The sequence below is a fragment of the Pseudazoarcus sp. NS34 genome (genome assembly GCF_059703725.1).
Map to the genome: position 1 here is coordinate 986,115 of NZ_BAAKIZ010000001.1, position 22,862 is coordinate 1,008,976.

Genomic DNA, 22,862 nt, shown 5'->3' on the forward strand with positions numbered 1-22,862 from the left:
CGGTTATGCGGGCATCACACGGCAAAGCGTGGTCTTGGTTTCCTGCATCATGGTTACCGCGTCGTAACCGTAGGTGGTCGCCGTATTGGTCGACTCGCCACGGGTGTAGGGCGCGGAACCCTCGGGGTATTTCGCCAGCAGATCCTGACCCTGGTAGTGGCCGCCGAAGTGGAACGGCGTGAACACCGTGCCGCGTCCGACGCGATTGGTCACCAGCGCCTTGATGCGGATCTTTCCGCCCTCGGGGCCTTCCAGCCACACCATCTGCCCGTCGCGCACGTTGGCGTTGTTGGCATCGGCAGGGTTGATCTCGACGAACATGTCTTGCTGCAGTTCGGCCAGCCATGGGTTCGAGCGGGTTTCCTCGCCGCCACCCTCGTATTCGACCAATCGGCCCGAGGTGTGGATGAGCGGGAATTCGCCCGAGTAGTCCTTGGCCTGCACCGACTTCCAGCGCGTCGGCAGGCGGTAGAACACCTTGCGGTCCTCGTAGGTCGGGAACTCGCCCGCCAGATCGTGACGCGGGGTGTACAGCGGCTCGCGGTGAATCGGGATCGGGTCCGGGAAGTTCCACACGTGGGCGCGCGCCTTGGCGTTGCCGAACGGGTGGCAGCCATGCGCCATGACCACGCGCTGGATGCCGCCCGACAGGTCGGTGGTCCAGCTCTTGCCCTCGGCTTCGGCCTTTTCTTCCGCAGTCAGGTCATCCCACCAGCCGAGCTGCTTGAGCAGATCAGCGGTGAATTGCGGATAACCGTTCTGGATCTCGGCGCCCTTGGAGTACGAGCCTTCGGCCAGCAGGGTTTCGCCATCACGCTCGGTACCGAAGGCATTACGGAAGTTGCCACCGCCTTCCATGATGTGCTTGCTGGTGTCGTACAACACGTGCGTACCCGGGTGCTTGAGCTCGGGCGTGCCGTAACACGGCCAGGGCAGGCAGTAGGTTTCGCCGTCCAGCGGACCGCCTGTGGCCTTCAACGTCACGACGTCGAAGTGGCCCTGGTTGGCCATGTGCTCCTTGAGGCGCTCCGGGCTCTGACCGGTGTAGCCGATGGTCCAGGTCCCGCGGTTGATCTCGCGCAACACCGACTCGGGCGTCGGCATGTTGTTGACGATCTCGTAGTTCTTGAACATCTCGTCCGCGAAACCGAGCTTCTTCGCCAGCAGGTAGGAGATTTCGGCATCCGACTTGTGCTCGTACAGCGGGTCGATGACCTTCTCGCGCCACTGGATCGAACGGTTGGACGCGGTAACCGAGCCGGCCTGCTCGAACTGCGTCGCAGCCGGTAGCAGGTAGGTGTTGTCCTTGCGGTCGTGCAGCACCGCGGACACCGTCGGATACGGGTCGATGATGACCAGCAGATCGAGCTTCTCGAACGCGCGCTTCATCTCGGGACCGCGCGTCTGCGAGTTCGGCGCATGGCCCCAGAACATCGCGACACGGATGTTGTCGCTCTGGGCAATGTTGGCCTTGTCTTCGAGCACGCCGTCGATCCAGCGCGACACGGTGATGCCACCCGTGTTCATCTGCTTGACCTTGCCACCCTTGCCGTCGTCGTACTCACGCTGGTCAAAGCGCGCCTTGAGCCACTCGTAGTCGACGTCCCACACACGCGACCAGTGCTTCCAGCCGCCCTCGGCCAGCGGGTAGTAGCCCGGCAGGTTGTCCGGGTTGGGGCCGACGTCGGTCGCGCCCTGCACGTTGTCGTGGCCACGGAAGATGTTGGCGCCGCCGCCTTCCTTGCCGATGTTGCCCAAGGCAAGCTGCAGGCAGTTGTAAGCACGCACGTAGTTGCTGCCGATGGTGTGCTGCGTGCCGCCCATGCACCACACGAAGGTGCCCGGACGGTTCTCCGCCAGGGTCCTGGCGACTTCAAGCAGCGCATCGCCACCTACGCCGGTGACCCGCTCGACTTCTGCCGGCGTCCACTTCTTCACTTCCTCGCGCACCTTGTCCATGCCATAGACGCGCTGGGCGATGTATTCCTTGTCTTCCCACTGGTTCTCGAAGACGTGGTGGAGGATGCCCCAGATCAGCGCCACGTCGGTACCGGAGCGGAAACGCACGTAGATGTCGGAGTGCGCCGCCGTGCGCGTGAAGCGCGGGTCCATGACGATCAGCTTGGTGCCGCTTTCCTTGGCACGCAGGATCATCTGCATCGCCACCGGGTGTGCCTCGGCAGCGTTCGACCCGCACATGATGATGCTCTTGGCCTTGAGCATGTCGTTGTACGAGTTGGTCATCGCGCCGTAGCCCCAGGTGTTGGCAACACCCGCAACCGTGGTGGAGTGACAGATGCGCGCCTGGTGGTCGCAGTTGTTCGAGCCCCAGAAGGCGGCGAACTTGCGCTGCAGGTACGAGCCTTCGTTGTTGGCCTTGGACGAACCGGCAAACCACAGGCTGTCGGGGCCGGATTCCTCGCGCAGGGCCAGCATCTTGTCGCCGATCTCGTTGATCGCCTGTTCCCAGCTGATGCGTTCCCACTTGCCGCCGACCATCTTCATCGGGTACTTGACCCGACGCTGGCTGTGGCCATGGTTACGCAGCGCCGCGCCCTTGGCACAGTGCGCGCCAAGGTTGATGGGGCTCTCGAAGGCCGGCTCCTGGCCGATCCACACGCCGTTCTGCACTTCGGCGATGGTGGAACAGCCGACCGAACAGTGACCGCAGATGGTCTTGACCTTCTTGATCTCGGCCTTGGGGTCGATGCTGCGCGCGGCCTTGGCCTTCTTGACCATCGTGCCCGGCATGATGCCGGCTACCGCGGCACCGCCGACGGCCAGGCCGGAACCGCGCAGGAAGTTGCGCCGGGTCACGGTCTTGCCGAGCAGGCCGGCCCCCAGGGGGGCGGACGCCTTACCGTTTTTCTTGACCAGTTTCATGGTTTCTCTCCTCGCTTTTGGCTACGACGGCGTACGCCGTGCCCAGCCTAGAATTGCGCCTTGTTGTAGTAGTCGCGGATGTGCTGCGTCTCGTGGTAGCCGGTCGCGGCCTTCTCCACAGGCGCTTCGGCCTCCGCCGGCGCGGCCGCGGCTTGACCCACGGTCGCCACAACGGCCACCCCACCCCCGGTCAACGCCATCGATTTCATGAACTTGCGACGGGATTCGATCCCGGCTGCATCGTCTTTTATGTTCATCTCCGACTCCTCTTGTCGTGAACCCGTTGCGGCAATGTCGCCGCCGCTGCTCTGGTGGCCGGCTTACGCCGACATTGCATAAAACCGCCGTTCCAGCGTCAGAAACGCCGAACCTAGCGCCGCCACTGCGCGGTAGAAATCCGCGCTGGGCGCCTTGTCGATATCCTCGAAAAGCCGCCCCATCCAGTTGTCGACATGGCGTTCAAAAAGCTCTTTCTGCCAGTCGAAATCGACGTCCTCGTCGAGGACAACGAATCCCATGATTTCGCACACCGCACCGGCGTGATCCTCGGTCTCGTGGCTGCCTTCGCGCAGCGCGATGCCGAGCCGCTCGAGGTCATCACGCAGCACCACCAGCGGGCGCGACGCGATGGACTGATCGAGGTACCACGACGAATACGGCGTGATCTCACCGCTGCCGACGCCGATGAACAGCGCCTGATACTCGTCGGCGAGCTTCGTGTCGTCCGTCGTGCGCGCAGCTTCGGCAAGCCGGCCCCAGGCTTCGCTGATCGCGTCGCCGTGACGCGTCTCCGAGCCGATGGCGATCATTCGTTCGCGCAATTCGCGCGACGGTGCTTCCATGAGCAGGCGACCGAGCAGCGTCCAGGTACCGGCACGCAGTGTGTCGACGTCGGTATCGCGGGGAGTTTCAACAGTGTTTTCGAGCATTGCGCCTCCCCTTATTTCGGTCCGAACCAGCGCGGCTTGGAGCCGCCCTTGAGGTCGTCGGCGAACATGTCGACGACGCGGCAGTCGCCGCACATCTTGAGGCGACGCAATGCGTCTTCTGACTGGAACATGTGGTGGCCGGAGAGCTTCTCGACCATGCGACCGATGACGCTCTGGGTCGCAAAGGCCTTGCCGCAACGAATGCAGCAGAAGGGCTCTTCTTCATTCAGAACCTGCGGCTTGCGACGCTCTTCCCAGTCGAAGGTGAAGCGCGCTTCCAGCGTGATGGCGTCTTCCGGACAGGCCTTGGCGCACAACCCGCACTGCACGCACAGATCCTCGGTGAAGGACAGCTGCGGCTTGTCGCCGGCATCAGTGATGGCGCGCGTGGGACAGACCTGCGAACAGGACATGCACAGCGTGCAGGCCTGCTTGTTGACGTGGATCTGGCCAAACGGCGCACCTGCCGGCAACGCCACGCTGCGCGGATTCTCGGGCGACTGGTCGTACAGATGATCGAGCGCGAGCCGCAAGGTGCCGCGCTTTTCGTTGTAGGTATCGAAGCTCGCCGGTTGGCGCACGGCAGAGGCCATGGCGCGATCGAACACAGCGGCAGCATCGGCATCCATGTCGAGCCATACCAGCCGCGTGCTGTCGATGCCCATGGCATCCATGATCGGAGCGGCGAAACGGATCTGCTCGCGCATGGCCTCGCGCACCGTCGGCGGCACGCTGTCGGTGTCGAGCAGCACGATCTCGGCGGCGCCGTAGGCGAAGGCTGCAAACCAGGCATCCATGCCGGCCGCGCCGATCTCGGCAAGCTGCACCGGCAGGGCGCGGGCGGGCAGCAGCGGGGCCAGATCGCGCAGGCGATCGAGACCATTTTCTTCGTCGTGGAACACCAGCAGCGGCTTCTCGCCGCCCGCTTCGCGGTAGGCGAAAAGCATGCGCTTGAGGCGCGAAATCTGGTCGCGCGGGCCGGGGTAGGCGTAGGTCATCGCCCCGGTCGGGCACACGCTGGTACAGGTGCCGGCGCCCTGGCAGAGATAGGGATCGACGTCGACCAGATCACCGAGCGACTTGATGGCACCGGTCGGACAGGCGTCGAGGCAGCGCGTACAGCCGCTCAGGCCGGAATCGCCGTGTGCGCAGATGTCGGCGTTGTAGGCGAAGAAGCGCGGCTTCTCGAACTCGCCGGTCATCTCCGGCATCTCGGTCAGCATGCGGTTCAGCCGCTCGGAATCGCCGCGCGGCGCGTAGTAGCCAAAGGGCGAGATTTCGTGGCGGATGGCCGGCTCGCGACGCAGGTCGAGCACGAGGTCGAACCACGGCTGATCGGGGCGCGACAGGCCGGCGGGCGAGACCTCCTGCCCATTGGGAAGCTTGACCGTACAGGAGAATTTTCCGAGGTGGCCGGCCACTTCACCCGGCTCACCACGCACGATCATCACGCGCGCTTCGTCGGCCTTGGCCGCCGCCGCAGATTCGGACAGGGCGCCGCTGGCTGCCGCAGTCGGCAGCACCGTACAGTGCAGCTGTTCGCGCAAGGCATCAGCGCATTCAAGTGCATCGCGCTCGGCGCCAAGGATCAGCACATAGCCGGACGACCGATACGCCACCAGTGAAGTCGCATCGACATCTACGGAGTAGGCAGCCTGCAAGGCCGCCAGACGCGCGGCGGCCTCCGGTTCGCGGGATCGGAGTACGGGGTCGTCGTACAGGGCGGAAAGATCAGTCATGTGGCCTCGGTTCTGGCGGCGCCCACCCTGTCGGGCACCACGTTCTCGTCGGTCCCGGACGGCTCTTCGGCCGCCTGGGGAAGTTTCAGGCTGCCATCGCGCTCGGCGCGGGCTAGATATTCGGCTTCCAGGTCAGGCGTCTTTTCGCCACGGAACTGGGCGGCAATGCGAGCTTCGAGTTCTTCCCGCGGCACCGCCACGCCCTGACCGGTGAGGCGCTCGTAGAGCTTGCCGGCTTCGCGCGCGATGGCCGACTTAAGGTCGTGCGGCACGATGTCGCCGAGCGGCGTGAAGTTGGTGTAGTCGTCGGCATACTCGGCGCACAGGCAGTACACGTTGTATTTGGGGCTCATGAAGATCTTGTTGAGCGCACGCATGCGCAGCGCGGCGGAAATGTTCTTGGCCATGAACATCGAGACGTCCGAATCGGCCGTCAGCGTCTCGACTTCGGGCATGTCGTCGTCGGTGAGTTCGGACATGCGCTTGCCGCTGCGAGCGTCAACGGGGTCGTCATCGACTTCGGGCGCGACGGCTTCGCTCGCTGCGACGGCGGTCGCCGGCTCGAGGGTCGGCTCCTCCACTTCGATCCCGCGCTTGCGACGCGACCAACGCGACAGGAAGGTGCCGGCTTCCGCTTCCGGGGCGGACATTCGCGGTGCGTTCATGAGCCACCTCCCAGGAAGTCGCCCACGGTGGCGTCGTACAGCGCCTTGCTGCGCTGCTTGCCACGGCCCTTGCCACGGCGCTTCGGCTCGTAGTGGGCGGTGATGAATTTCTCCAGCCAGCGATAGACTTCCGCCGGCATCGGCGCCGACAGCACGACTTCATCCGAGCCACGCAGGTTGGTGCAATCGAGGTTCTGGGCGCGGTCGAGGCTGACGGTGACTTCCAGCGGCTCCATGCCGCCTTCCGGGCTGAAGCGGGCGATGACGTAAACCTCGGGTCGGTCACCACCGAGGTTGAGGGCGTAATCCTCGGCCTGCGCCGGATGCAGGCGGATCGAGAAGCCGCGCCACAGAAACAGATCGGCCGCAGCAGTGGAGCGCACGCAAACGCCAGAACGCTCGGCGGACGCGAAGTGCTGACCGACCACGATGCCGGTCACTTGCCACAGCATCGAATCCGTCGCGCGCTCACGGCCGGGAGACGCGATCATCACCGCCACGGGCAGAACCGCGTCATCGGACCAGGTCAGGTCGGCAGTCTCGGCAGTGTGCAGTTCGGTCGTCACGCGATCTCCCTATGCAACGAATTACCTATCGTTTATAGACAATAGCAACTGACATGCCACCTCCGGCATTCGTGAAAACACCCGTTTTGACAAGGGTTTCTGCGGTCTGGAAGGGGCCCCTCAGGGCCGTTTTGTCCCATATCCACAACTTGCTGGACAAAATGCACCATGGTGCATGGCAGCATGCCTTGAGCCCGTCCGGCGACCGCCCGATCGGCTGTTCTCTGCAACGGAAGCGCTTGCGTGGGCGCTGCTGCAAATGGCCCAGATTGACCCGCGAAGTCAGATCAAGTGGTACAAAATGTCCACACCCGTTCTTCACGCAGAAACCCTAAGCCGATGACGATCGACGGCCAATTCGCGCTTTCCACAAACGCGCCGCTCGCTCCGCGAGCCGGCGGCGTCGCCAGCCGCAGTGCCGCCATGCGGGAACTGGAGGCCCTGCTGCTGCGCATCGGGCCTTCGCGCACAACCGTGCTGATCGAAGGCGAATCGGGTTCGGGCAAGGAGGTGGCCGCTGCACAACTGCACCGGCTCAGCGGACGCGGCGGCCCGCTGGTGGCGATCAACTGCGGTTCGATGTCGCCGGAACTGCTCGACAGCGAGTTGTTCGGCCACGCCCGCGGCGCTTTCACCGGCGCGAGTCAGGGGCGCGAAGGGCTGATCATGCATGCCGATGGCGGCACACTGTTTCTGGACGAAATCGGCGAGCTGCCGCTGTTCCTGCAAGCCAAACTGTTGCGTGTGCTGGAGACCTCAAGCGTGCGACCGGTCGGCACCGACGCGGAGGTTCACGTCGATCTGCGCGTAGTCGCCGCGACCAACCGGCCAATGGCGCAACTGGTGGCAGATGGTGAATTTCGCGAGGACTTGTATTACCGCCTCAACGTGCTTGCCGTGCGCGTGCCGCCGCTGCGCGAGCGCCCCGAAGACCTGCCCACGCTGATCGAGCACTTCGCCTCGCACTTCGTGGAGACCCTGGGCGTGGCACCCGCGGTGCTCGGCCGCGGTGGACTACGCAAACTGCAAAGCCACAGCTGGCCCGGCAATGTGCGTGAGCTGCGCAACCTGGTGGAGCGGGCGATGCTGCTGGGGCGCAACGTGGATGCCTGTTTGCGCGTGCAGCCGCTCGACGCGCCGGACCTGCAGGCGCGCGGCGACAGCGGCTATGCGCCCGATTTGCCGCTGGCCGAGGTGCGACGACGTCACATGGAGCGCGTGCTGTACCGCTGCCAGGGCAACAAGTCGGAAGCGGCAAGACGCATGGGCGTGTCACGCAAGACGCTGGAGCGCTGGTTGCGCGAGACCTGACGGGCCGGCAGACGCCGGCCCGCGGGGGAACGATCAAGTGTTCTCGATCGAGATCTTCGGAAAACCACCGCCGACGCTGCCGGCATGACGCAGCGCAAGCCGCGCCGCCATGTTGCGTGCCACCTCGCGATAGGCATCGGCCAACGGGCCGTCGGGTTCGGCCACGACGGTCGGCTTGCCGCTGTCGGCCTGTTGGCGGATGCGCATGTCGAGCGGCAGCGAGCCGAGCAGATCGAGGCCGTATTTCTCGGCCAACTTCTGCCCACCACCGGCGCCGAAGATGTGTTCTTCGTGACCGCACTCGCTGCAGGAGTGCATGCCCATGTTCTCGATCACGCCCAGCACCGGCACGCCGACTTTCTCGAACATCTTGTAGCCGCGGTTGGCATCGAGCAGGGCGATGTCCTGCGGCGTGGTGACGACCACCGCGCCGGCCAGTTTCACACGCTGGGCCATCGTGAGCTGGATGTCGCCGGTGCCCGGCGGCATGTCGACGATGAGGTAGTCGAGCTCACTCCATTCCGTGTCGCGCATCAGCTGTTCGAGCGCCTGGGTGGCCATCGCACCACGCCACACCATGGGCTCTTCCTCGTCGATCAGGAAACCCGCCGACATGGCCTGTACGCCGTATTGCGTGAGCGGCTGGAAACGCTTGCCGTCCTTCGATGACGGCCGCCCCGAAATGCCGAGCATGCGGGGCAGGCTGGGGCCGTAGATATCGGCGTCCAGAATGCCGACGCGCGCGCCTTCGTCGGACAGCGCCAGGGCAATGTTCACCGCCGTAGTCGACTTGCCGACACCCCCCTTGCCCGACGACACCGCCACGATGTTGCGCACACCGGGGATCGCGCTCGGATCATCAGCCGGCTCGCGCGGGCCGATGCGGCTGGTGACGTCGACATCGACGCTGCGCACACCCGGCAGCGGCGAGATGGCCGCACGCACCGCATCGCGCAGCGCAACGGCAATGCGCCGAACCGGAAAGCCCATCACCAGCTCGATGCGCACGCAGTCGCCGTCCAGGTGGATGGCTTCGACGCAGCCGGCCGACACCAGATCGCGCTGCAGATGCGGTTCGACGACGCCTGCGAGCGCCGCTTCGACGGCCTCGCGCTTGAGTTCGCTCATGCTCTACTCCCTGCTCTTTTCATTATGGAAAGCCCGCGGCTTGGCGCGAGCGATCCGGCCTCTATAATCAAACCCTGTTGCACCGCTTCGGAGAGGGTGAGATGTCCTTCAAATCCGGCCGCCTGGCGGCAATCGTGCTGTTGCTGGTTCTTGCCATTGCGGCCCCGGCAAGCTTCGCCTCATCCGGCGAGGCCCTGCTCAAAGCCGTCATCAACGGGCAAGCCGCGCGCGTTGCGATCCTGCTCGACCAGGGCGTCTCGCCCGAGGCCGTCAGCCGCGAAGTGGACTCGCAGGGCAAGACGGCGTTGATGTGGGCGGCCGAAGCGGGCCAACTCGACATCCTGCGCATGTTGCTGCAGTACGGCGCCGTAGTCGATCGCGGAAATCCGAAGGGCGGCACGGCCCTGATGTATGCCGCCGTGGCCGGTCAGACCGACGCCATCGAGTTGCTCGTGGGTGCCGGCGCCGACCCCAATCACCGGGTGCGCCACGGCTGGAGCCCCTTGCTGCTGGCCACGGCCAAGGGTCATGTTGCTGCGGTGCGCGCGCTGACCGGACTGGGCGCCGACCCGCAGACGCGCGACGTCTACGGCTGGAATCTGCTGATGCACGCCACCGACCGCGCCGACACGGCGATGATGCGCACGCTGATCGAACTCGGCCTCGACCCGCAGGCTACCGACGAGGCCGGCATCAACGCGCTGATGCTGGCCGAGCGCAGCAACCGGCCGGAGCTGGTCGCGCTGCTCAAAACTGCAACGCCCGCGCGCTGAGCGCCGCCGGCTCAGCACGTCACCACGTTCCCGCAGAACTCCTCCAGCCGCTGCACGCGCACCTCGCCGGCCAGCGGCTTGGTGGCATTGCCGTTCGGGTACTGCAGGCTGAGCCGCGCGCCAAAGGCCTTGAAGAAACGCTGGAACATCTCGCCGCCCAGCGTACCGACCGCATACAGACCGTCGCTGGCGACATCGTGCTCAAGAATGATCGCGGCCAGCGGCTGGTCGGCCGGGCCGTCGAGCACCGCCGCACCGGTGGCCGGATCGTAGCGGCTGTTCTCGGAGCAGCAGCTGATCACGCCTGCCGCGGGCTCGGCATCGGTACGCGCCGGACGGAAGGAGATGTGCGTGATGGCCGGCGTGGGGTGCGTCATCTTGTGCGCGCAGATCGCCGAATAAGCCACCAGCGAGCGTTGCGGACCCACTCCGCCGGGCCAGTCGTAGCGCCCGCCGCTCACCGTCTTCAGCGTCTTGCGACCCTCCACTGCACGACCGAGGTTAATCAGGAAGCACGGCGTGGCCGGAAACGGGTAATTGAACACGTATTGCTCACCGGCCAGCACGGCGGAGGCTTTCAGCGGCTGCCCCTGGCTGTCGAGCAGCCGCACGCGGCCGTATTTGCGCAGCGATGCGCTGGCCGGCAGGCTCAGCGCGCCGCCAGCCAGCAGGCCAGCGCTGATCGAACAAGTCCTGACGAAGGCACGACGATCCATGGCTTCACTCCCTCAGGCGACAGGGCGACGCGCTGATCGCGCGCCGTGCTCACCCCGCGCGGACGATGGCCGCACGGCGGCCCAGACAATGCGCTTCGATGAAGCCGGCGACCGCCACCGGATCGTTGAGGTCAAGGCGCGGCAGCGTGCCGGTATCCAGCGCCGGCACATCGGTCGCCACGGCAACGATGTGGCGATCGTCCGGAAACATCAGCGATTCGGAAGCACCTTCACGATAGACCTCGATCTTGTCGATCGGCGCGCGTTTGAAACCCTCGATCACCGCAATGTCGCAGTCCGACAGCTTCGCCAGCAGCGCATCGAGGTTCATCTCGGGCTCCGCATCGCGCAGCTCGTGCATCAACACCCAACGGTTGTCCGAACTGACCAGCACTTCCTTGCAACCGGCCTGACGGTGGCGCCAGGAATCCTTGCCCGGCACGTCGACATCAAACTTGTGATGGGCGTGCTTGATCAGCGACACCGACAGGCCACGGGCCGTCAGCACGCGGATGACCTGTTCGATCAGCGTGGTCTTGCCGCTGCCCGACCAGCCGGCGAATCCGATCACCTGCATGAGGCCTCTCCGATCAGGAGCACGGGGCAGGGTACTGGGGTGGTCATGGGGTTCTCTCGCTCCATTCTGCGAATTTGCGGTCCAGTGTCTTGCGCGATACGCCCAGGCGCCGCGCGGCTTCGGCCTTGTTGCCGCCACAGGCATCGAGCGCCCCGAGAATGTGACGACGTTCGACCTCGTCAAGCGACAATTCGGGGTCGGCCTGCGCCCGAGCGGCAGACACCGGCGGTGCCATGGCGTCCGTGGCAAAGGCGCCGAGAATCAGGGAGCGTTCGACGAAATTGCGCAACTCGCGCACGTTGCCCGGCCAATGGTAACGGCTCAGCGCATCCATCACCGCAGCATCAGGCTGCAGCGGCGGTACGCCCAGGCGTTGCGACAGCATGGTCATGAAATGCCCGACCAGCGCCGGCACGTCTTCGGACCGGTCACGCAGGGCCGGCACCTGAAGGTCGACAACCGCCAGGCGGAAATACAGATCCTCGCGGAACACGCCGTCGCGCACGGCCTGCGTCAGGTCCCGGTTGGACGCGGCGATGATGCGCACATCCACCGGCAGCTCGCGCTCCGACCCGACCGGGCGCAAACGCCGCTCCTCGAGCACGCGCAGCAATCGGCTCTGCATGGACAGCGGCAACTCGCTGATCTCGTCGAGGAACAGCGTGCCGCCGTTGGCGTAGTAAAACAGCCCGTTGCGGCTGGCCGCAGCGCCGGTAAACGCGCCTTTGACGTGACCGAACAGCTCGCTCTCGATCAGCTCGGACGGAATCGCCGCGCAGTTGACCGGAACAAAAGCCCGCTCGCGTCGCCCGCTCAAACGGTGCAGCGCGCGCGCGACAACTTCCTTGCCGGTGCCGGATTCGCCTTGCAGCAACACCGTGCTGGGCATGGCGGCGACGCGGTGAAGCACGTCGCGCAGCTCCAGCATCGGCGGCGAATTGCCGACCAGGCCTTCGACCTGATCCTCGCGCGCCGACAGCTCGCGGCGCAGCACGTAGTTTTCACGCGCCAACCGCGCGCGCTGGAAACAGTTCTTGATCGAATTGAAGATCTGATCGGTGCGGAACGGCTTGAGGATGAAGTCCGAGGCACCGCCACGCAGCGCGTCGATGGCGCTCTCGAGGTCGGCAAAGGCGGTGATCAGGATGACGTCCACGCCCACGCCGCCCTCGCGCAATTCGCGCAGCCATTCGATGCCTGACTTGCCGGGCAGCGCGATGTCGAGAATCAGCAGATCGAAGTGTTCGCGGTCCATCAGGCTACGGGCCTGTTCGACGTCGCCAGCGACCTCAACCCGCGCGCAACGCGGGGCCAGCGCACGCTGCAGGAAGCTGCGCATGCCTTCTTCGTCGTCCACGACCAGAATGGCCAACTCAGGCCAGGCCAGTTCATCGTGTTCGATTTCGTGCGAAACGGGACCGTTCCGCACCGGATCTTGCCCGTGCAGCATCAATTCTTCTCCTCCGGACCGGGGGGCGTGCGGACTTCCTGTGACCGTCCGTTTCTGTTTGAGTTGCCCTGCCGGCGTCGGCTCATGATAACCGAGGGTCGGGCTCAACGATTCGCCGTACCTGTCAGTCGTCGGGCGCCGCGCCGGCCATCGGACTCCTCGGCGTTGCCGACTGCCGCTATCCCTTCCAGCGCCGCATGAAACCCGGCGCCTCGGGGCCGCTCTGAAATACTGCCTGGCGATACAGGCGCAACTCGAATTCGGTGCCGGCGCCCGGCGTGCTGTTGACCGCGATACGGCCGCCATAGCGTTCGAGAATGGTGTAGGTCACCGACAGGCCCAGACCGGTGCCGCTCTCCTTCTTGGTGGTGAAGAAGGGATCAAAGATGTTGGCCAGGTGTTCGGGCGCAATGCCGACGCCGGTGTCGCGAACCCGCAGCAACACGCCAATCGGCTCGCCGGCCTCGTCCAGCCAGTCTTCGCTCGCGACGGTCAGGGTGCCGCCTTCGGGCATGGCCTGTGCGGCGTTGACGAAGAGGTTGATCAGCACCTGCTGCAGCTCGCCACGATTGATCTCGACCGGGCCGGCGGCGCGCAGCTCGGTGACCACCTCAATTTCGTTGCGGTCGAGGTTGTGGCGCGTCAGCAGCAGGCAATCCTCGACCACCGCCGCCACTTCGACGTTTTCGGTGTAGCCGGCGAAATCGCCCGGCCGGGCGAACTGAAGCAGTTTGGTGACGATCAGGCGGATGCGGTCGACCTGGGCGTGAATCAGGCGTATTTCCTCGCGCACCGGCTCGGCCGCCGGCCCGAGCACCGAGCGCAGCACATCGAGGTTGCCCTGGATCACCGCCACCGGGTTGTTCACCTCGTGCGCCACACCGGCCGTCAGCTCGCCGATGGCAGCGAGCTTCTCGCTCATCACCAGCTGTTGCTGCGCGCGGCGCAGGGTCTCGTTGGCTTCCTTGAGCTCGGCCGTGCGTTCGGCCACCTTGCGGTCGAGCTCATCGGCCCAGCGCTGCAGCTCTTCACGCTTGGCATGCAGGGTATCGAGCAGGTGATCGAACTCGACCGCCAGGCGGCCCAGCTCGTCGCGGCTGGCGACAGGGCCGACACGCGCTGCGGCATCACCGTCTTCAATGCGCCCGATCACCCGGTTCATGCGCTCGATCGGCCCGAACACGCTGCGCGCCCAGCGCAGGCTGAGTACCGTGCCGATCCCGCTGATCGCCAGAAAGATGACGAACAGCGCAGCCATCGCGGCGTGCATGGCCGCGCGCAACGGGGCTTCGAGAAAGCCCACGTACAGCATGCCGACCCGCTCACCGTGGCCGTTAACGACCGGCTCGTAACCGGACACGTAGTGATCGTTCACGACAAAGGCCGTGCCGAGCCAGATGCCACCATCACCCAGCACGTAGTCGCGCACCGTCTGCGATACGCGTGTGCCGAGCGCGCGCTCGCCCTCGAACAGCCGTACGTTGGTGGCGATGCGCGTGTCACCGAGAAACAAGGTGGCCGTGCCCTTGCTGTCGAGCGGCAGAGAACCGTCGCGGTAGACGATCTCGTTGATGCGGTCGACCAACCCCAGGTTGCCGTTGAGCAGCGTGCCGCCCTCCAGCACGCCAGCGAGCCGGCCGAGCGCGTCGTAGACCGGCGCCGCGGCGTGGATGACCATGCCCCGGTCCTCGGCCATGCGCAGATCGGGCGCGGCGGCGACGGTCGCCACCAGGGGCACCCACGCGCGCAGCCGCAATTCCGGATGCAGCACCCCCAGATCGTCCGGCGAGAAGATTTCGATGGTGTTGTGCGCTGCGCCGCTGGCCGCCGCAGCCACAACCGGCCAGCGCAGGCGGCTGGCCGCCGGCGGCTCGTCCGACAGTGAGCTCGACACCGGACGCCCCTGCAGATCGAGCAGCATCAGGTAATCAAGACTGTGTTCGCGCGCGAGCAGCGACAACAAAGTGACGAAATCCGGATCGTCACTTTCGGCCATGCTCACGACCAGGCGGTGCGAGCCCGCGATTGACACCACATCGGCCCCCACGCCCTCCCGCACACGATCGAAGTACTCGTGCGCAGTGACCATGTCGGAGCTAACTTTGTAGTTCACCAGCCGCTCGTAGGCCTCATTCCCCCAGGTCCACACCAGCCCCAACAACAAGGGCACACCGATCGCCAGCGGCGCCAGTACCAGCGCCAGCAACTTGATGCGCACCGAAGCGCGCGCCCGCGCAATCCAGCCGGCGACCCAGGGCAGCTTCATGCGTCAGCCCTGCAGCAGCCACGTCCGGGCGGGCGCGTATTCAATGTGCCATCGCCTGCAGACGCGCAATGCGCTCGCGCGTGTCGGGGTGGGTCGAGAACAGGCCACGCATGCCGCCGGCGAGCGGATTCATGATCATCATCTGGCCTGTTTCAGGATGGCGTTCGGCTGTTTCCATGGGCGTACCGCGCGCGTAGGCCTCGATCTTGGCAAGCGCACTGGCAAGCGCCAGTGGATCGCCCGAGATCTCGGCACCACCGCGGTCTGCGCCGAATTCACGGGTGCGCGAGATGGCCATCTGGATGATCATCGCCGCGATCGGCGCGAGAATCATGACCAGAATCGCCAGCGCCGGGTTGGGGCGATCCTCGCCACGCCCGCCGAAGAACATGCCGAACTGCGCCAGCACCGAAATTGCACCCGCTACCGTCGCCGACATCGTCGAGATCAGGATGTCGCGGTTCTTCACGTGTGCCAGTTCATGCGCCATCACGCCGCGCAACTCGCGCTCGGAGAGCAGCTGCACGATGCCGGTGGTGGCCGCCACAGCCGCGTTGTCGGGATTGCGCCCGGTGGCGAAGGCGTTCGGTTGGGCCTCGTCGATGAGGTACACCCTGGGCATCGGCAAATCGGCCCGCCGCGCCAGATCGCGCACCATGTTGTAGAGATAGGGGGAGGTGGTCTCGTCGACCTCGCGGGCGCGGTACATCTTGAGCACCATGCGGTCCGAGAACCAGTAGGCCCACAGATTGGTGGCGCCGCCGAAGACCAGCGCCAGCAGCATGCCCTGCTGGCCGCCGATCAGTGCGCCGACCGTGCCGAACAGCGCCACGATGCCGGCCATCAGCATCGAAGTCTTGACCCAGTTTCCGTACATCGTTTGCTTCTCCGGCTCAGAAAATCCAGACGCTCAGATGGGGTACATCGCGCCCGGTTTCAATCGCCAGCCTGCACGAAACATTCACCCGGCGCGATCGGGAAACCACGCAGAAACTCCTGCACCCCCATGCGGCGGCTGCCCGGGCGCTGCAGTTCCGTGACGCAGATCGCGCCCGCACCGCAGGCAACCACGACTCCATCGCCGTCCGCAGCGAGCACTTCACCGGCTTTTCCGGACCCGCTGACCGGCGTGGCGCGCCAGAACTTGACCGGCGTGGCGCGCAGATCGGAGACCAGTCCGGGAAAGGGGTCGAAGGCCCGCAGACGCCGGGCGATGAGCTCGGCCGACGCCGCCCAGTCGATCTGGCTCTCGGTCTTGGCGATCTTGGCGGCATAGGTCACGCCGGCCTCGGGCTGCGGCGTGGCAGGCAGATCACCCGTTTGCAGACGCTCCAGCGCCTGCACGAGCAGTTCGCCCCCGAGTACGGCCAGGCGGTCGTGCAGGCTGCCGGTGGTGTCCTCGGGCGTAATCGGGGTGGAGCGGCGCAGCAGCATCGGGCCTGTATCAAGGCCTTCATCCATCTGCATGATGGTGATGCCGGTTTCCGCATCACCCGCTTCGATGGCGCGATGGATAGGCGCGGCACCGCGCCAGCGCGGCAACAAGGAAGCATGGATGTTGATGCAGCCCAGCCGCGGCAAGCTCAACGCCTCAGGCGGCAGCAGAATGCCGTAGGCGGCCACCACCAGCACGTCCGCCGCGCAAGCGGCCAGCGCCGCGCGCTGTTCGGGCGTGCGCAGCTTCTCGGGTTGGTCCACGGGGATGCCGGCATCCAGCGCAACGCGTTTGACCGCACTGGGCGTGAGCTTCATGCCGCGTCCGGCCGGCCGGTCGGGTTGGGTCAGCACCAGCGGGACGGTGTATCCGGCAGCAAGCAGCGCACGCAGCGCCACCGCCGCGAACTCCGGCGTGCCGGCGAACGCGACGCGCAGATCGGCGGCCATCAGGCGGTGATCCGTGCCCGTTTGACGAGCTTGCCCTTGATGCGCGTTTGCTTGAGCTGCGACAGATGCTCGACGAAGACCTTGCCGTCGAGGTGATCGATTTCGTGCTGGATGCACACTGCGAGCAGACCGTCGGCCTCCAGCTCGAAGCGCTCGCCCTTGTCGTTCAGCGCGGCGACGCGGACTTCCGCTGCCCGCGTGACTTTCTCGTAGACGCCGGGAACCGACAGGCAGCCTTCCTCACACACCTGCTCGCCGGATTTCTCGAGGATTTCCGGGTTGATGAAGGTCATCAGGTCCGAGCGGTCTTCCGTGACGTCGATGACGACAACGCGCTTGTGCACATTGACTTGCGTTGCAGCCAGCCCGATGCCGGGCGCCTCGTACATGGTCTCGGCCATGTCGGCCACGAGCTTGCGAATGACATCGTCAACCACTTGGACGGGAGCGGCCCGCTTGTGCAGCCTTGGATCGGGATATCGCAGGATCGGAAGGAGTGCCATTTTGAGTGCTTGCCGGTTGATGGATTTTACGTGCAGAATCGGTTCCGCTAGTGGCATGCCAGCCGCTTAGCCTCACCGGGCACTGGAATGAGCCCGCGGGTTTGACGCCTTGACGACGCCGGGGTTCCGGTACCGCAGCTCACCCGCCTGTTACGGAATCGAATGATGACCCGCATTATATTCCCTCTTCTGTGTGCCGCCGCGATGCTCTTCGCAACCCCGGCGCTGTCCCAGTCCGACACCTTCGCGCCGGACGCGCCTGACACCTACACGGTGCAGCGCGGCGACACGCTGTGGGGCATCGCCCAGCGCTTCCTGCAGCAACCGTGGCGCTGGCCGGAGGTGTGGCAGATCAACCGGGACGCGGTAAAGAACCCGCATCTGATCTATCCAGGGCAGGTCATCATCCTCGACCGCAGTGCCGGGCGACTGTCGATCGGGCGTGTCATCACCGATCAGAAGCTCTCGCCGCAGGTGTACGCGGAACCGCTTTCGCGTGCGATTTCGAGCATCCCGCTGGCGGATATCGAGCCCTTCCTGGTGCGGCAGCTGATCGTCGAGGAGGAAGACCTTGCCGCCGCCGGCACCGTCGTAGCCACCGAGAACCAGCGCGTGTATTCGGCAGAAGGAGACATCCTTTTCGCCAAGGACCTTCCCACAGGAGCACAAGCACTGCAGGTTTTTCGCCGGGCACGCCCGCTGCTAGACCCGGATACCAAGGAAGTTCTCGCCTACGAAGCTCATTATCTGGGCGAGGCCAACGTGCTTGAGGTGGCCTCTGCCGGCCCTGACGACAGCCGCACTCCGGCAACCTTGCAGGTTACGAAGGCGGTCGAAGAAATCGGCGAGAACGATCGGCTTCTGAAGATCGACCAGCCGCGCATCCTGTCTTACGTCCCGCGCGCGCCGGAGACCGACATCAATGGCAAGCTGATCGGCATTTATCGCGGTGTGGCCGAAACCGGTCGCCACCATGTCGTCACGCTCAATATCGGCAGCCGCGACGGACTGGAAGTCGGTCATGTCATTGCCCTGCATCGCAAGCGCGGCACGGTCACTCACCGTGGCGAAGACGGCAAGGAACGCTTTGACCTGCCCGATCTCCGCTACGGCGTCGCCTTCGTCTTCAGGGTCTTCAACCGCGTGGCCTACGCACTGGTAATGGACACTGACGGACACGTTTCGGTGGGAGACCGCGTCAGTCGCCCCTGATGGATGATCGCGAGGCCTGGCTGCGCCTGATCCTGACGCCGGGCGTAGGCGCGGCGGCACAGCGCAGCCTTCTATCGGCGCTCGGCCCTCCGGCGCATGTCCTTTCCGCTTCCCGCGGCACGCTGGCCGGCATTGTCGGACGCGAGCCTGCCGACGCGCTGCTGAACGGGCCCGACCCGACGCAACTCGAGGCGGCCCTTGCCTGGCTGGGCGAAGCCGACCATCACCTCGTTACCTTGGCCGATGCGGCCTATCCGCCCTCCCTGCTCGAAATTCCCGACCCGCCGACGGCACTGTACGTAATCGGCAAGCCCGAACTGCTCAACCGCCCCGCGATCGCGATCGTGGGCGCCCGCTCCGCCACGCCCCAGGGCATGGACAACGCGCGCGCCTTCGCCCGCAGCTTGGCCGAATCCGGCCTCGTGATTGTCAGTGGGCTGGCGCTCGGCATCGACACCGCCGCACACCGCGGCGCTCTTGAAGCGACAGATGGACACACCGTTGCCGTCATCGGCACCGGTGCCGACCGCGTCTATCCGGCGCGCAATCGCGATCTGGCGCATCGCGTCGCAGCTTGCGGCGCCATCGTCAGTGAATATCCGCTCGGCACGCCGCCGGTCGCCCACAACTTCCCGCGACGCAACCGCATCATTGCCGGGCTGGCACGCGGCGTATTGGTGGTCGAGGCTGCTACCGACAGCGGTTCACTGATCACCGCACGACTGGCCAGCGAGAACGGACGGGAGGTGCTGGCCATTCCCGGATCGATTCATTCCCCGCTGTCGCGCGGCTGCCATCGTCTGATCCGGGACGGTGCAAAGCTGGTCGAGACCGCCGCCGACGTGCTGGACGAATTGCGCTGGAACAGCTCCGTCAGCAAGGCGCCCGAACCTCGCACAAGCCCCCCGCCAGCGGACCCGCAGAGCGCTGCCGTGCTCGACGCAATGGGTTTCGACCCGGTCACACCGGAGTTGCTGGTCGAGCGTTGCGGCTTGACGCTCGATGCGCTGTACGCCATCCTGCTCGCGCTGGAACTTGACGGCCGTGTTGCCAGTCTTCCCGGTTCCCGCTTCCAGCGCCTCTGATTCACGCTCCCATTTCCATGTTCGACATCCTCGTCTATCTCTTCGAAAACGATCTCCACCCCGAGTCCTGCCCGACCGACGGGGAACTCGCCGGCACGCTGGCGGACGCCGGCTTTGACGACGAGGAGATCTCCGAGGCCCTGAACTGGCTGTCCGAATTGCGTGAGATCGCCACCGTACCGATGGCAATGGCGCCGCAGCCGGACTCGATCCGCATCTTCACGGCAGACGAAGAGGCGCGACTCGACGTGGAATGCCGCGGATTTCTGGCGTTCCTGGAGAACAGCGGGGCGCTGGATGCCGGCACGCGTGAGCTGGTCATCGGCCGCACGCTGGCGCTCGAAGGCTTCAGGCTCGACGTGCACCGCCTCAAGGTCATTGTGCTGATGGTGCTGTGGCAGCAGGAACGCCCGCTCGACGTGCTGATTCTCGACGAGCTGCTAAACGGTGCAGACGACGCCGAAGAAGCCGTTTTGCAGTAGTCCGATCCCGGCGCACGCTTGCACGGCCTGAACAGGCCTGCTTATGATGCGCCGCACATATAAGGCCGGCGCAAGTGCCGGCCTCAATCAATTGAAGGGAGCAAAACGCTCCCGCAAGGCTGGCCAACAGGCATGAGCAAACAACTGATCATCGCGGAAAAACCCTCGGTCGCGCAGGACATCGCACGCGCACTGGGTGGTTTCACCAAGGAAAAGGACTACTTCGAGTCAGAGGAGTACGTTCTGTCCTCGGCGGTCGGCCACCTGCTCGAATTGGCCGTGCCCGAAGAATTCGAAGTGAAGCGCGGCAAATGGACCTTCGCACACCTGCCGATGATCCCGCCGCACTTCGCGCTCAAACCCATCGAGAAAACCGACGACCGCCTCAAGCTGCTCACGCGGCTGATCAAGCGCAAGGACGTCGAAGGCCTCATCAACGCCTGCGACGCGGGGCGTGAGGGTGAGCTGATCTTCAACTTCATCGCCGAACATTCCAAGACCAAGAAGCCGGCGCACCGCTTGTGGCTGCAGTCGATGACGCCCGCCGCCATTCGCGACGGCTTCGCCCAGCTGCGCAGCGCCGAGGAAGTCGAAGGCCTGCGCTCGGCGGCAGTATGCCGCGCCGAATCCGACTGGCTGGTCGGCATCAACGGCACACGTGCCATGACCGCCTTCAACTCCAAGAGCGGCGGCTTTCACCTGACCACGGTCGGCCGCGTGCAGACGCCGACGCTGGCCATCGTCGTCGAGCGCGAGAACCGCATCCGCAAGTTCAAGTCGCGCGACTACTGGGAAATCGAGGCCGAGTTCGGCTGCAAGGCCGGCACCTACACTGGTCGCTGGTTCGACGAGGGCTTCAAGCGGCCGGAAGGTGACGAGCACGCCACGGCCTTCCGCCTGTGGGAGAAGGATCAGGCCGACGCCATCCGGGCCACCTGCGACGGCAAGCCGGGCGAAGTCACCGAAGAGGCCAAGCCCACCACGCAGATGTCGCCGCTGCTGTTCGATCTGACCAGCCTGCAGCGCGAAGCAAACGGCCGTTTCGGCTTCTCGGCACGCGCCACGCTGCAGATCGCGCAGGCGCTGTACGAGCGTCACAAGGTGCTGACCTATCCGCGTACCGATGCGCGCGCGCTGCCCGAAGACTACGTGCAGACCGTGAAAGACGTGCTGCGTGAACTGCCCCAGGCCTACGCCCCGTTCGCCAACGAAATCACCAAGAACGACTGGGTCAAGCCGAACAAGCGCATCTTCAACAACGCCAAGATCTCGGACCACTTCGCCATCATCCCGACCGGCGTCGTGCCCAAAAGCCTGTCCGAACCCGAGCAGAAGCTCTACGACCTGGTCGTGAAGCGCTTCCTCGCGGTGTTCTTCCCGGCCGCGGAATTCCGCGTCACGACCCGCATTACGCGCGTCGAAAAGCACGCTTTCAAGACCGAGGGCAAGGTGCTGGTGAAGCCGGGCTGGCTCGCCATCTACGGCAAGGAAGCGGTTACCGAGGAAGGCGGCGGAGACCAGCTCGTGGCGGTCGACCAGCACGAGAAGATCAGCACCGACGAAATCGCCGTGAAGGCCCTGCAGACCAAGCCGCCGGCGCGCTACAACGAAGCGACGCTGCTCTCCGCCATGGAAGGCGCCGGCAAGATGGTCGACGACGAAGAGCTGCGTGCCGCCATGAGCGAACGTGGCCTCGGCACGCCAGCCACCCGCGCACAGACCATCGAAGGCCTGATCAGCGAGCAATACCTGCACCGCGAAGGCCGCGAGCTGATTCCGACCGCCAAAGCCTTCTCGCTGATCACGCTGCTCAAGGGTCTCGGCGTCAATTCACTGACCTCGCCCGAACTGACCGGCGGCTGGGAACACAAGCTGGCGCGCATGGAGCGCGGCGAGTTGTCGCGCGAGGCCTTCATGGCCGAAATCGCCGATATGGCGCGCGACATCGTCGACAAGGCCAAGAGCTACGAATCCGACACCGTGCCGGGCGATTTCGCCACACTCAAGGCACCCTGCCCGAAGTGTGGTGGGGTGGTGAAGGAGAACTACAAGAAGTTCGCCTGCCAGAAATGCGACTGGAGCGCGTGGAAGATCGTTGCCAGCCGCCAGTTCGAGATCGACGAAATCGAGACCCTGCTGACCGAACGCCGGGTCGGCCCGCTGATGGGCTTCCGCAGCAAGATGGGGCGTGCCTTCAACGCCGAGATCAAGCTCAACGACGAGCAACAGCCCGAGTTCGACTTCGGCCAGCCCAAAGAAGGCGAAGAAGCCGAAGCGCCGGACTTCTCGGACCAGCAACCGCTCGGCGCCTGCCCGAAATGCTCCAGCCGCGTCTTCGAGCACGGCATGTCCTACGTCTGCGAGAAGTCCGTCGGTCCGGACAAGAACTGCGATTTCCGCTCCGGCAAGATCATCCTGCAGCAGCCGATCGAACGCGAACAGATGGTGAAACTGCTCACCGACGGCAAGACCGACCTGCTCAAGGGCTTCGTCTCCAGCCGCACGCGCCGCAAGTTCTCGGCCTTTCTCGCACGCGGCAAAGACGGCAAGGTCGGCTTCGAATTCGAACCGCGCAAACCCAAGGCCGACGCCAAGGAAGGCGAGGCTGAGGCGCCCAAGAAGAAGCGCGCCGCGAAGGCCTGATCCTGTCACGCCAATGAAAAAGGCCTTGCCGGAAACGGCAAGGCCTTTTG

20 protein-coding genes are annotated in these 22,862 nt (G+C 65.2%); 6 read left to right on the forward strand and 14 right to left on the reverse strand.

The features are described from left to right. Window positions 1–3: 3 nt before the first annotated feature. The 6 genes from AC6H0N_RS04785 to AC6H0N_RS04810 all read right to left on the reverse strand — a co-directional run bounded on the left by AC6H0N_RS04785 (window position 4) and on the right by AC6H0N_RS04810 (window position 6,782). Window positions 4–2,883: a molybdopterin-dependent oxidoreductase gene (locus tag AC6H0N_RS04785; protein ID WP_497572917.1), complete on the reverse strand. Its 2,880-nt coding sequence runs from the start codon at window positions 2,881–2,883 to the stop codon at window positions 4–6. A gap of 47 nt (window positions 2,884–2,930) precedes the next feature. Continuing rightward, the gene (locus AC6H0N_RS04790; RefSeq protein ID WP_497572918.1) at window positions 2,931–3,140 is read right to left on the reverse strand and encodes a hypothetical protein; all 210 of its coding nucleotides are present in this window, start codon (window positions 3,138–3,140) and stop codon (window positions 2,931–2,933) included. Between the two features lie 63 nt (window positions 3,141–3,203). Further along, window positions 3,204–3,812, reverse strand: coding sequence for a TorD/DmsD family molecular chaperone (locus AC6H0N_RS04795; RefSeq protein ID WP_497572919.1), 609 nt, complete (start codon window positions 3,810–3,812; stop codon window positions 3,204–3,206). 11 nt (window positions 3,813–3,823) lie between these two features. After that, window positions 3,824–5,551, reverse strand: coding sequence for a 4Fe-4S binding protein (locus tag AC6H0N_RS04800; protein ID WP_497572920.1), 1,728 nt, complete (start codon window positions 5,549–5,551; stop codon window positions 3,824–3,826). Further along, complete coding sequence (locus AC6H0N_RS04805; protein WP_497572921.1) at window positions 5,548–6,216, reverse strand: DUF3306 domain-containing protein; 669 nt, start codon at window positions 6,214–6,216, stop codon at window positions 5,548–5,550. The genes AC6H0N_RS04800 and AC6H0N_RS04805 overlap by 4 nt, the downstream gene beginning before the upstream one ends. Then, a complete protein-coding gene (locus AC6H0N_RS04810; RefSeq protein WP_497572922.1) occupies window positions 6,213–6,782 on the reverse strand; it encodes a DUF3305 domain-containing protein in 570 nt (189 codons plus the stop codon). Before AC6H0N_RS04810 ends, AC6H0N_RS04805 begins: the two co-directional genes overlap by 4 nt. 339 nt (window positions 6,783–7,121) lie before the next feature. Between AC6H0N_RS04810 and AC6H0N_RS04815 the strand changes: the two genes are divergently transcribed. Continuing rightward, window positions 7,122–8,093, forward strand: coding sequence for a sigma-54 interaction domain-containing protein (locus AC6H0N_RS04815; RefSeq protein WP_497572923.1), 972 nt, complete (start codon window positions 7,122–7,124; stop codon window positions 8,091–8,093). A 33-nt stretch (window positions 8,094–8,126) separates the two neighbouring features. On the opposite strand, the gene apbC is transcribed toward AC6H0N_RS04815, so the two are convergent. Next, complete coding sequence (gene apbC, locus AC6H0N_RS04820; protein ID WP_497572924.1) at window positions 8,127–9,221, reverse strand: iron-sulfur cluster carrier protein ApbC; 1,095 nt, start codon at window positions 9,219–9,221, stop codon at window positions 8,127–8,129. A 101-nt stretch (window positions 9,222–9,322) separates the two neighbouring features. Between apbC and AC6H0N_RS04825 the strand changes: the two genes are divergently transcribed. Further along, window positions 9,323–9,994: an ankyrin repeat domain-containing protein gene (locus tag AC6H0N_RS04825; RefSeq protein WP_497572925.1), complete on the forward strand. Its 672-nt coding sequence runs from the start codon at window positions 9,323–9,325 to the stop codon at window positions 9,992–9,994. A gap of 11 nt (window positions 9,995–10,005) precedes the next feature. Here AC6H0N_RS04825 and AC6H0N_RS04830 read toward each other — a convergent pair whose 3' ends face one another. From AC6H0N_RS04830 to def, 7 genes are all read right to left on the reverse strand, one after another. Next, a complete protein-coding gene (locus AC6H0N_RS04830; protein ID WP_497572926.1) occupies window positions 10,006–10,710 on the reverse strand; it encodes a Rieske (2Fe-2S) protein in 705 nt (234 codons plus the stop codon). A gap of 49 nt (window positions 10,711–10,759) precedes the next feature. After that, window positions 10,760–11,431: a molybdopterin-guanine dinucleotide biosynthesis protein B gene (mobB, locus tag AC6H0N_RS04835; RefSeq protein ID WP_497572927.1), complete on the reverse strand. Its 672-nt coding sequence runs from the start codon at window positions 11,429–11,431 to the stop codon at window positions 10,760–10,762. After that, the gene (locus tag AC6H0N_RS04840) at window positions 11,331–12,737 is read right to left on the reverse strand and encodes a sigma-54-dependent transcriptional regulator (RefSeq protein ID WP_497572928.1); all 1,407 of its coding nucleotides are present in this window, start codon (window positions 12,735–12,737) and stop codon (window positions 11,331–11,333) included. The genes mobB and AC6H0N_RS04840 overlap by 101 nt, the downstream gene beginning before the upstream one ends. 178 nt (window positions 12,738–12,915) lie before the next feature. Next, the gene (locus AC6H0N_RS04845; protein WP_497572929.1) at window positions 12,916–15,003 is read right to left on the reverse strand and encodes a sensor histidine kinase; all 2,088 of its coding nucleotides are present in this window, start codon (window positions 15,001–15,003) and stop codon (window positions 12,916–12,918) included. 40 nt (window positions 15,004–15,043) lie between these two features. Then, window positions 15,044–15,880 (reverse strand): zinc metalloprotease HtpX, encoded by an 837-nt coding sequence (gene htpX / locus AC6H0N_RS04850; RefSeq protein WP_497572930.1) that lies wholly within the window; start codon window positions 15,878–15,880, stop codon window positions 15,044–15,046. Between the two features lie 59 nt (window positions 15,881–15,939). Next, on the reverse strand, window positions 15,940–16,887 hold the full coding sequence (gene fmt, locus AC6H0N_RS04855) for a methionyl-tRNA formyltransferase (RefSeq protein WP_497572931.1): 948 nt from the start codon (window positions 16,885–16,887) through the stop codon (window positions 15,940–15,942). Beyond that, window positions 16,887–17,390: a peptide deformylase gene (def, locus tag AC6H0N_RS04860; RefSeq protein WP_497572932.1), complete on the reverse strand. Its 504-nt coding sequence runs from the start codon at window positions 17,388–17,390 to the stop codon at window positions 16,887–16,889. The genes fmt and def overlap by 1 nt, the downstream gene beginning before the upstream one ends. A gap of 165 nt (window positions 17,391–17,555) precedes the next feature. Between def and AC6H0N_RS04865 the strand changes: the two genes are divergently transcribed. The 4 genes from AC6H0N_RS04865 to AC6H0N_RS04880 all read left to right on the forward strand — a co-directional run bounded on the left by AC6H0N_RS04865 (window position 17,556) and on the right by AC6H0N_RS04880 (window position 22,812). Next, entirely contained in the window at window positions 17,556–18,602 is a 1,047-nt protein-coding gene (locus tag AC6H0N_RS04865) for a LysM peptidoglycan-binding domain-containing protein (RefSeq protein WP_497572933.1), read from the forward strand. Further along, the gene (dprA, locus tag AC6H0N_RS04870) at window positions 18,602–19,687 is read left to right on the forward strand and encodes a DNA-processing protein DprA (protein ID WP_497572934.1); all 1,086 of its coding nucleotides are present in this window, start codon (window positions 18,602–18,604) and stop codon (window positions 19,685–19,687) included. Before AC6H0N_RS04865 ends, dprA begins: the two co-directional genes overlap by 1 nt. A gap of 17 nt (window positions 19,688–19,704) precedes the next feature. Continuing rightward, on the forward strand, window positions 19,705–20,169 hold the full coding sequence (locus AC6H0N_RS04875) for a Smg family protein (RefSeq protein ID WP_497572935.1): 465 nt from the start codon (window positions 19,705–19,707) through the stop codon (window positions 20,167–20,169). Between the two features lie 132 nt (window positions 20,170–20,301). Next, the gene (locus AC6H0N_RS04880) at window positions 20,302–22,812 is read left to right on the forward strand and encodes a DNA topoisomerase III (RefSeq protein ID WP_497572936.1); all 2,511 of its coding nucleotides are present in this window, start codon (window positions 20,302–20,304) and stop codon (window positions 22,810–22,812) included. Window positions 22,813–22,862 lie beyond the last annotated feature (50 nt).

What these genes read in the sequence shown, in the direction of transcription:
- AC6H0N_RS04785 (WP_497572917.1), bottom strand. Translation starts at nt 2,883, where the DNA reads ATGAAACTGGTCAAGAAAAACGGTAAGGCGTCCGCCCCCCTGGGGGCC.
- AC6H0N_RS04790 (WP_497572918.1), bottom strand. Translation starts at nt 3,140, where the DNA reads ATGAACATAAAAGACGATGCAGCCGGGATCGAATCCCGTCGCAAGTTC.
- AC6H0N_RS04795 (WP_497572919.1), bottom strand. Translation starts at nt 3,812, where the DNA reads ATGCTCGAAAACACTGTTGAAACTCCCCGCGATACCGACGTCGACACA.
- AC6H0N_RS04800 (WP_497572920.1), bottom strand. Translation starts at nt 5,551, where the DNA reads ATGACTGATCTTTCCGCCCTGTACGACGACCCCGTACTCCGATCCCGC.
- AC6H0N_RS04805 (WP_497572921.1), bottom strand. Translation starts at nt 6,216, where the DNA reads ATGAACGCACCGCGAATGTCCGCCCCGGAAGCGGAAGCCGGCACCTTC.
- AC6H0N_RS04815 (WP_497572923.1), top strand. Translation starts at nt 7,122, where the DNA reads ATGACGATCGACGGCCAATTCGCGCTTTCCACAAACGCGCCGCTCGCT.
- apbC (WP_497572924.1), bottom strand. Translation starts at nt 9,221, where the DNA reads ATGAGCGAACTCAAGCGCGAGGCCGTCGAAGCGGCGCTCGCAGGCGTC.
- AC6H0N_RS04825 (WP_497572925.1), top strand. Translation starts at nt 9,323, where the DNA reads ATGTCCTTCAAATCCGGCCGCCTGGCGGCAATCGTGCTGTTGCTGGTT.
- AC6H0N_RS04830 (WP_497572926.1), bottom strand. Translation starts at nt 10,710, where the DNA reads ATGGATCGTCGTGCCTTCGTCAGGACTTGTTCGATCAGCGCTGGCCTG.
- mobB (WP_497572927.1), bottom strand. Translation starts at nt 11,431, where the DNA reads ATGCCTGTGGCGGCAACAAGGCCGAAGCCGCGCGGCGCCTGGGCGTAT.
- AC6H0N_RS04840 (WP_497572928.1), bottom strand. Translation starts at nt 12,737, where the DNA reads ATGCTGCACGGGCAAGATCCGGTGCGGAACGGTCCCGTTTCGCACGAA.
- AC6H0N_RS04845 (WP_497572929.1), bottom strand. Translation starts at nt 15,003, where the DNA reads ATGAAGCTGCCCTGGGTCGCCGGCTGGATTGCGCGGGCGCGCGCTTCG.
- htpX (WP_497572930.1), bottom strand. Translation starts at nt 15,880, where the DNA reads ATGTACGGAAACTGGGTCAAGACTTCGATGCTGATGGCCGGCATCGTG.
- fmt (WP_497572931.1), bottom strand. Translation starts at nt 16,887, where the DNA reads ATGGCCGCCGATCTGCGCGTCGCGTTCGCCGGCACGCCGGAGTTCGCG.
- def (WP_497572932.1), bottom strand. Translation starts at nt 17,390, where the DNA reads ATGGCACTCCTTCCGATCCTGCGATATCCCGATCCAAGGCTGCACAAG.
- AC6H0N_RS04865 (WP_497572933.1), top strand. Translation starts at nt 17,556, where the DNA reads ATGACCCGCATTATATTCCCTCTTCTGTGTGCCGCCGCGATGCTCTTC.
- dprA (WP_497572934.1), top strand. Translation starts at nt 18,602, where the DNA reads ATGGATGATCGCGAGGCCTGGCTGCGCCTGATCCTGACGCCGGGCGTA.
- AC6H0N_RS04875 (WP_497572935.1), top strand. Translation starts at nt 19,705, where the DNA reads ATGTTCGACATCCTCGTCTATCTCTTCGAAAACGATCTCCACCCCGAG.
- AC6H0N_RS04880 (WP_497572936.1), top strand. Translation starts at nt 20,302, where the DNA reads ATGAGCAAACAACTGATCATCGCGGAAAAACCCTCGGTCGCGCAGGAC.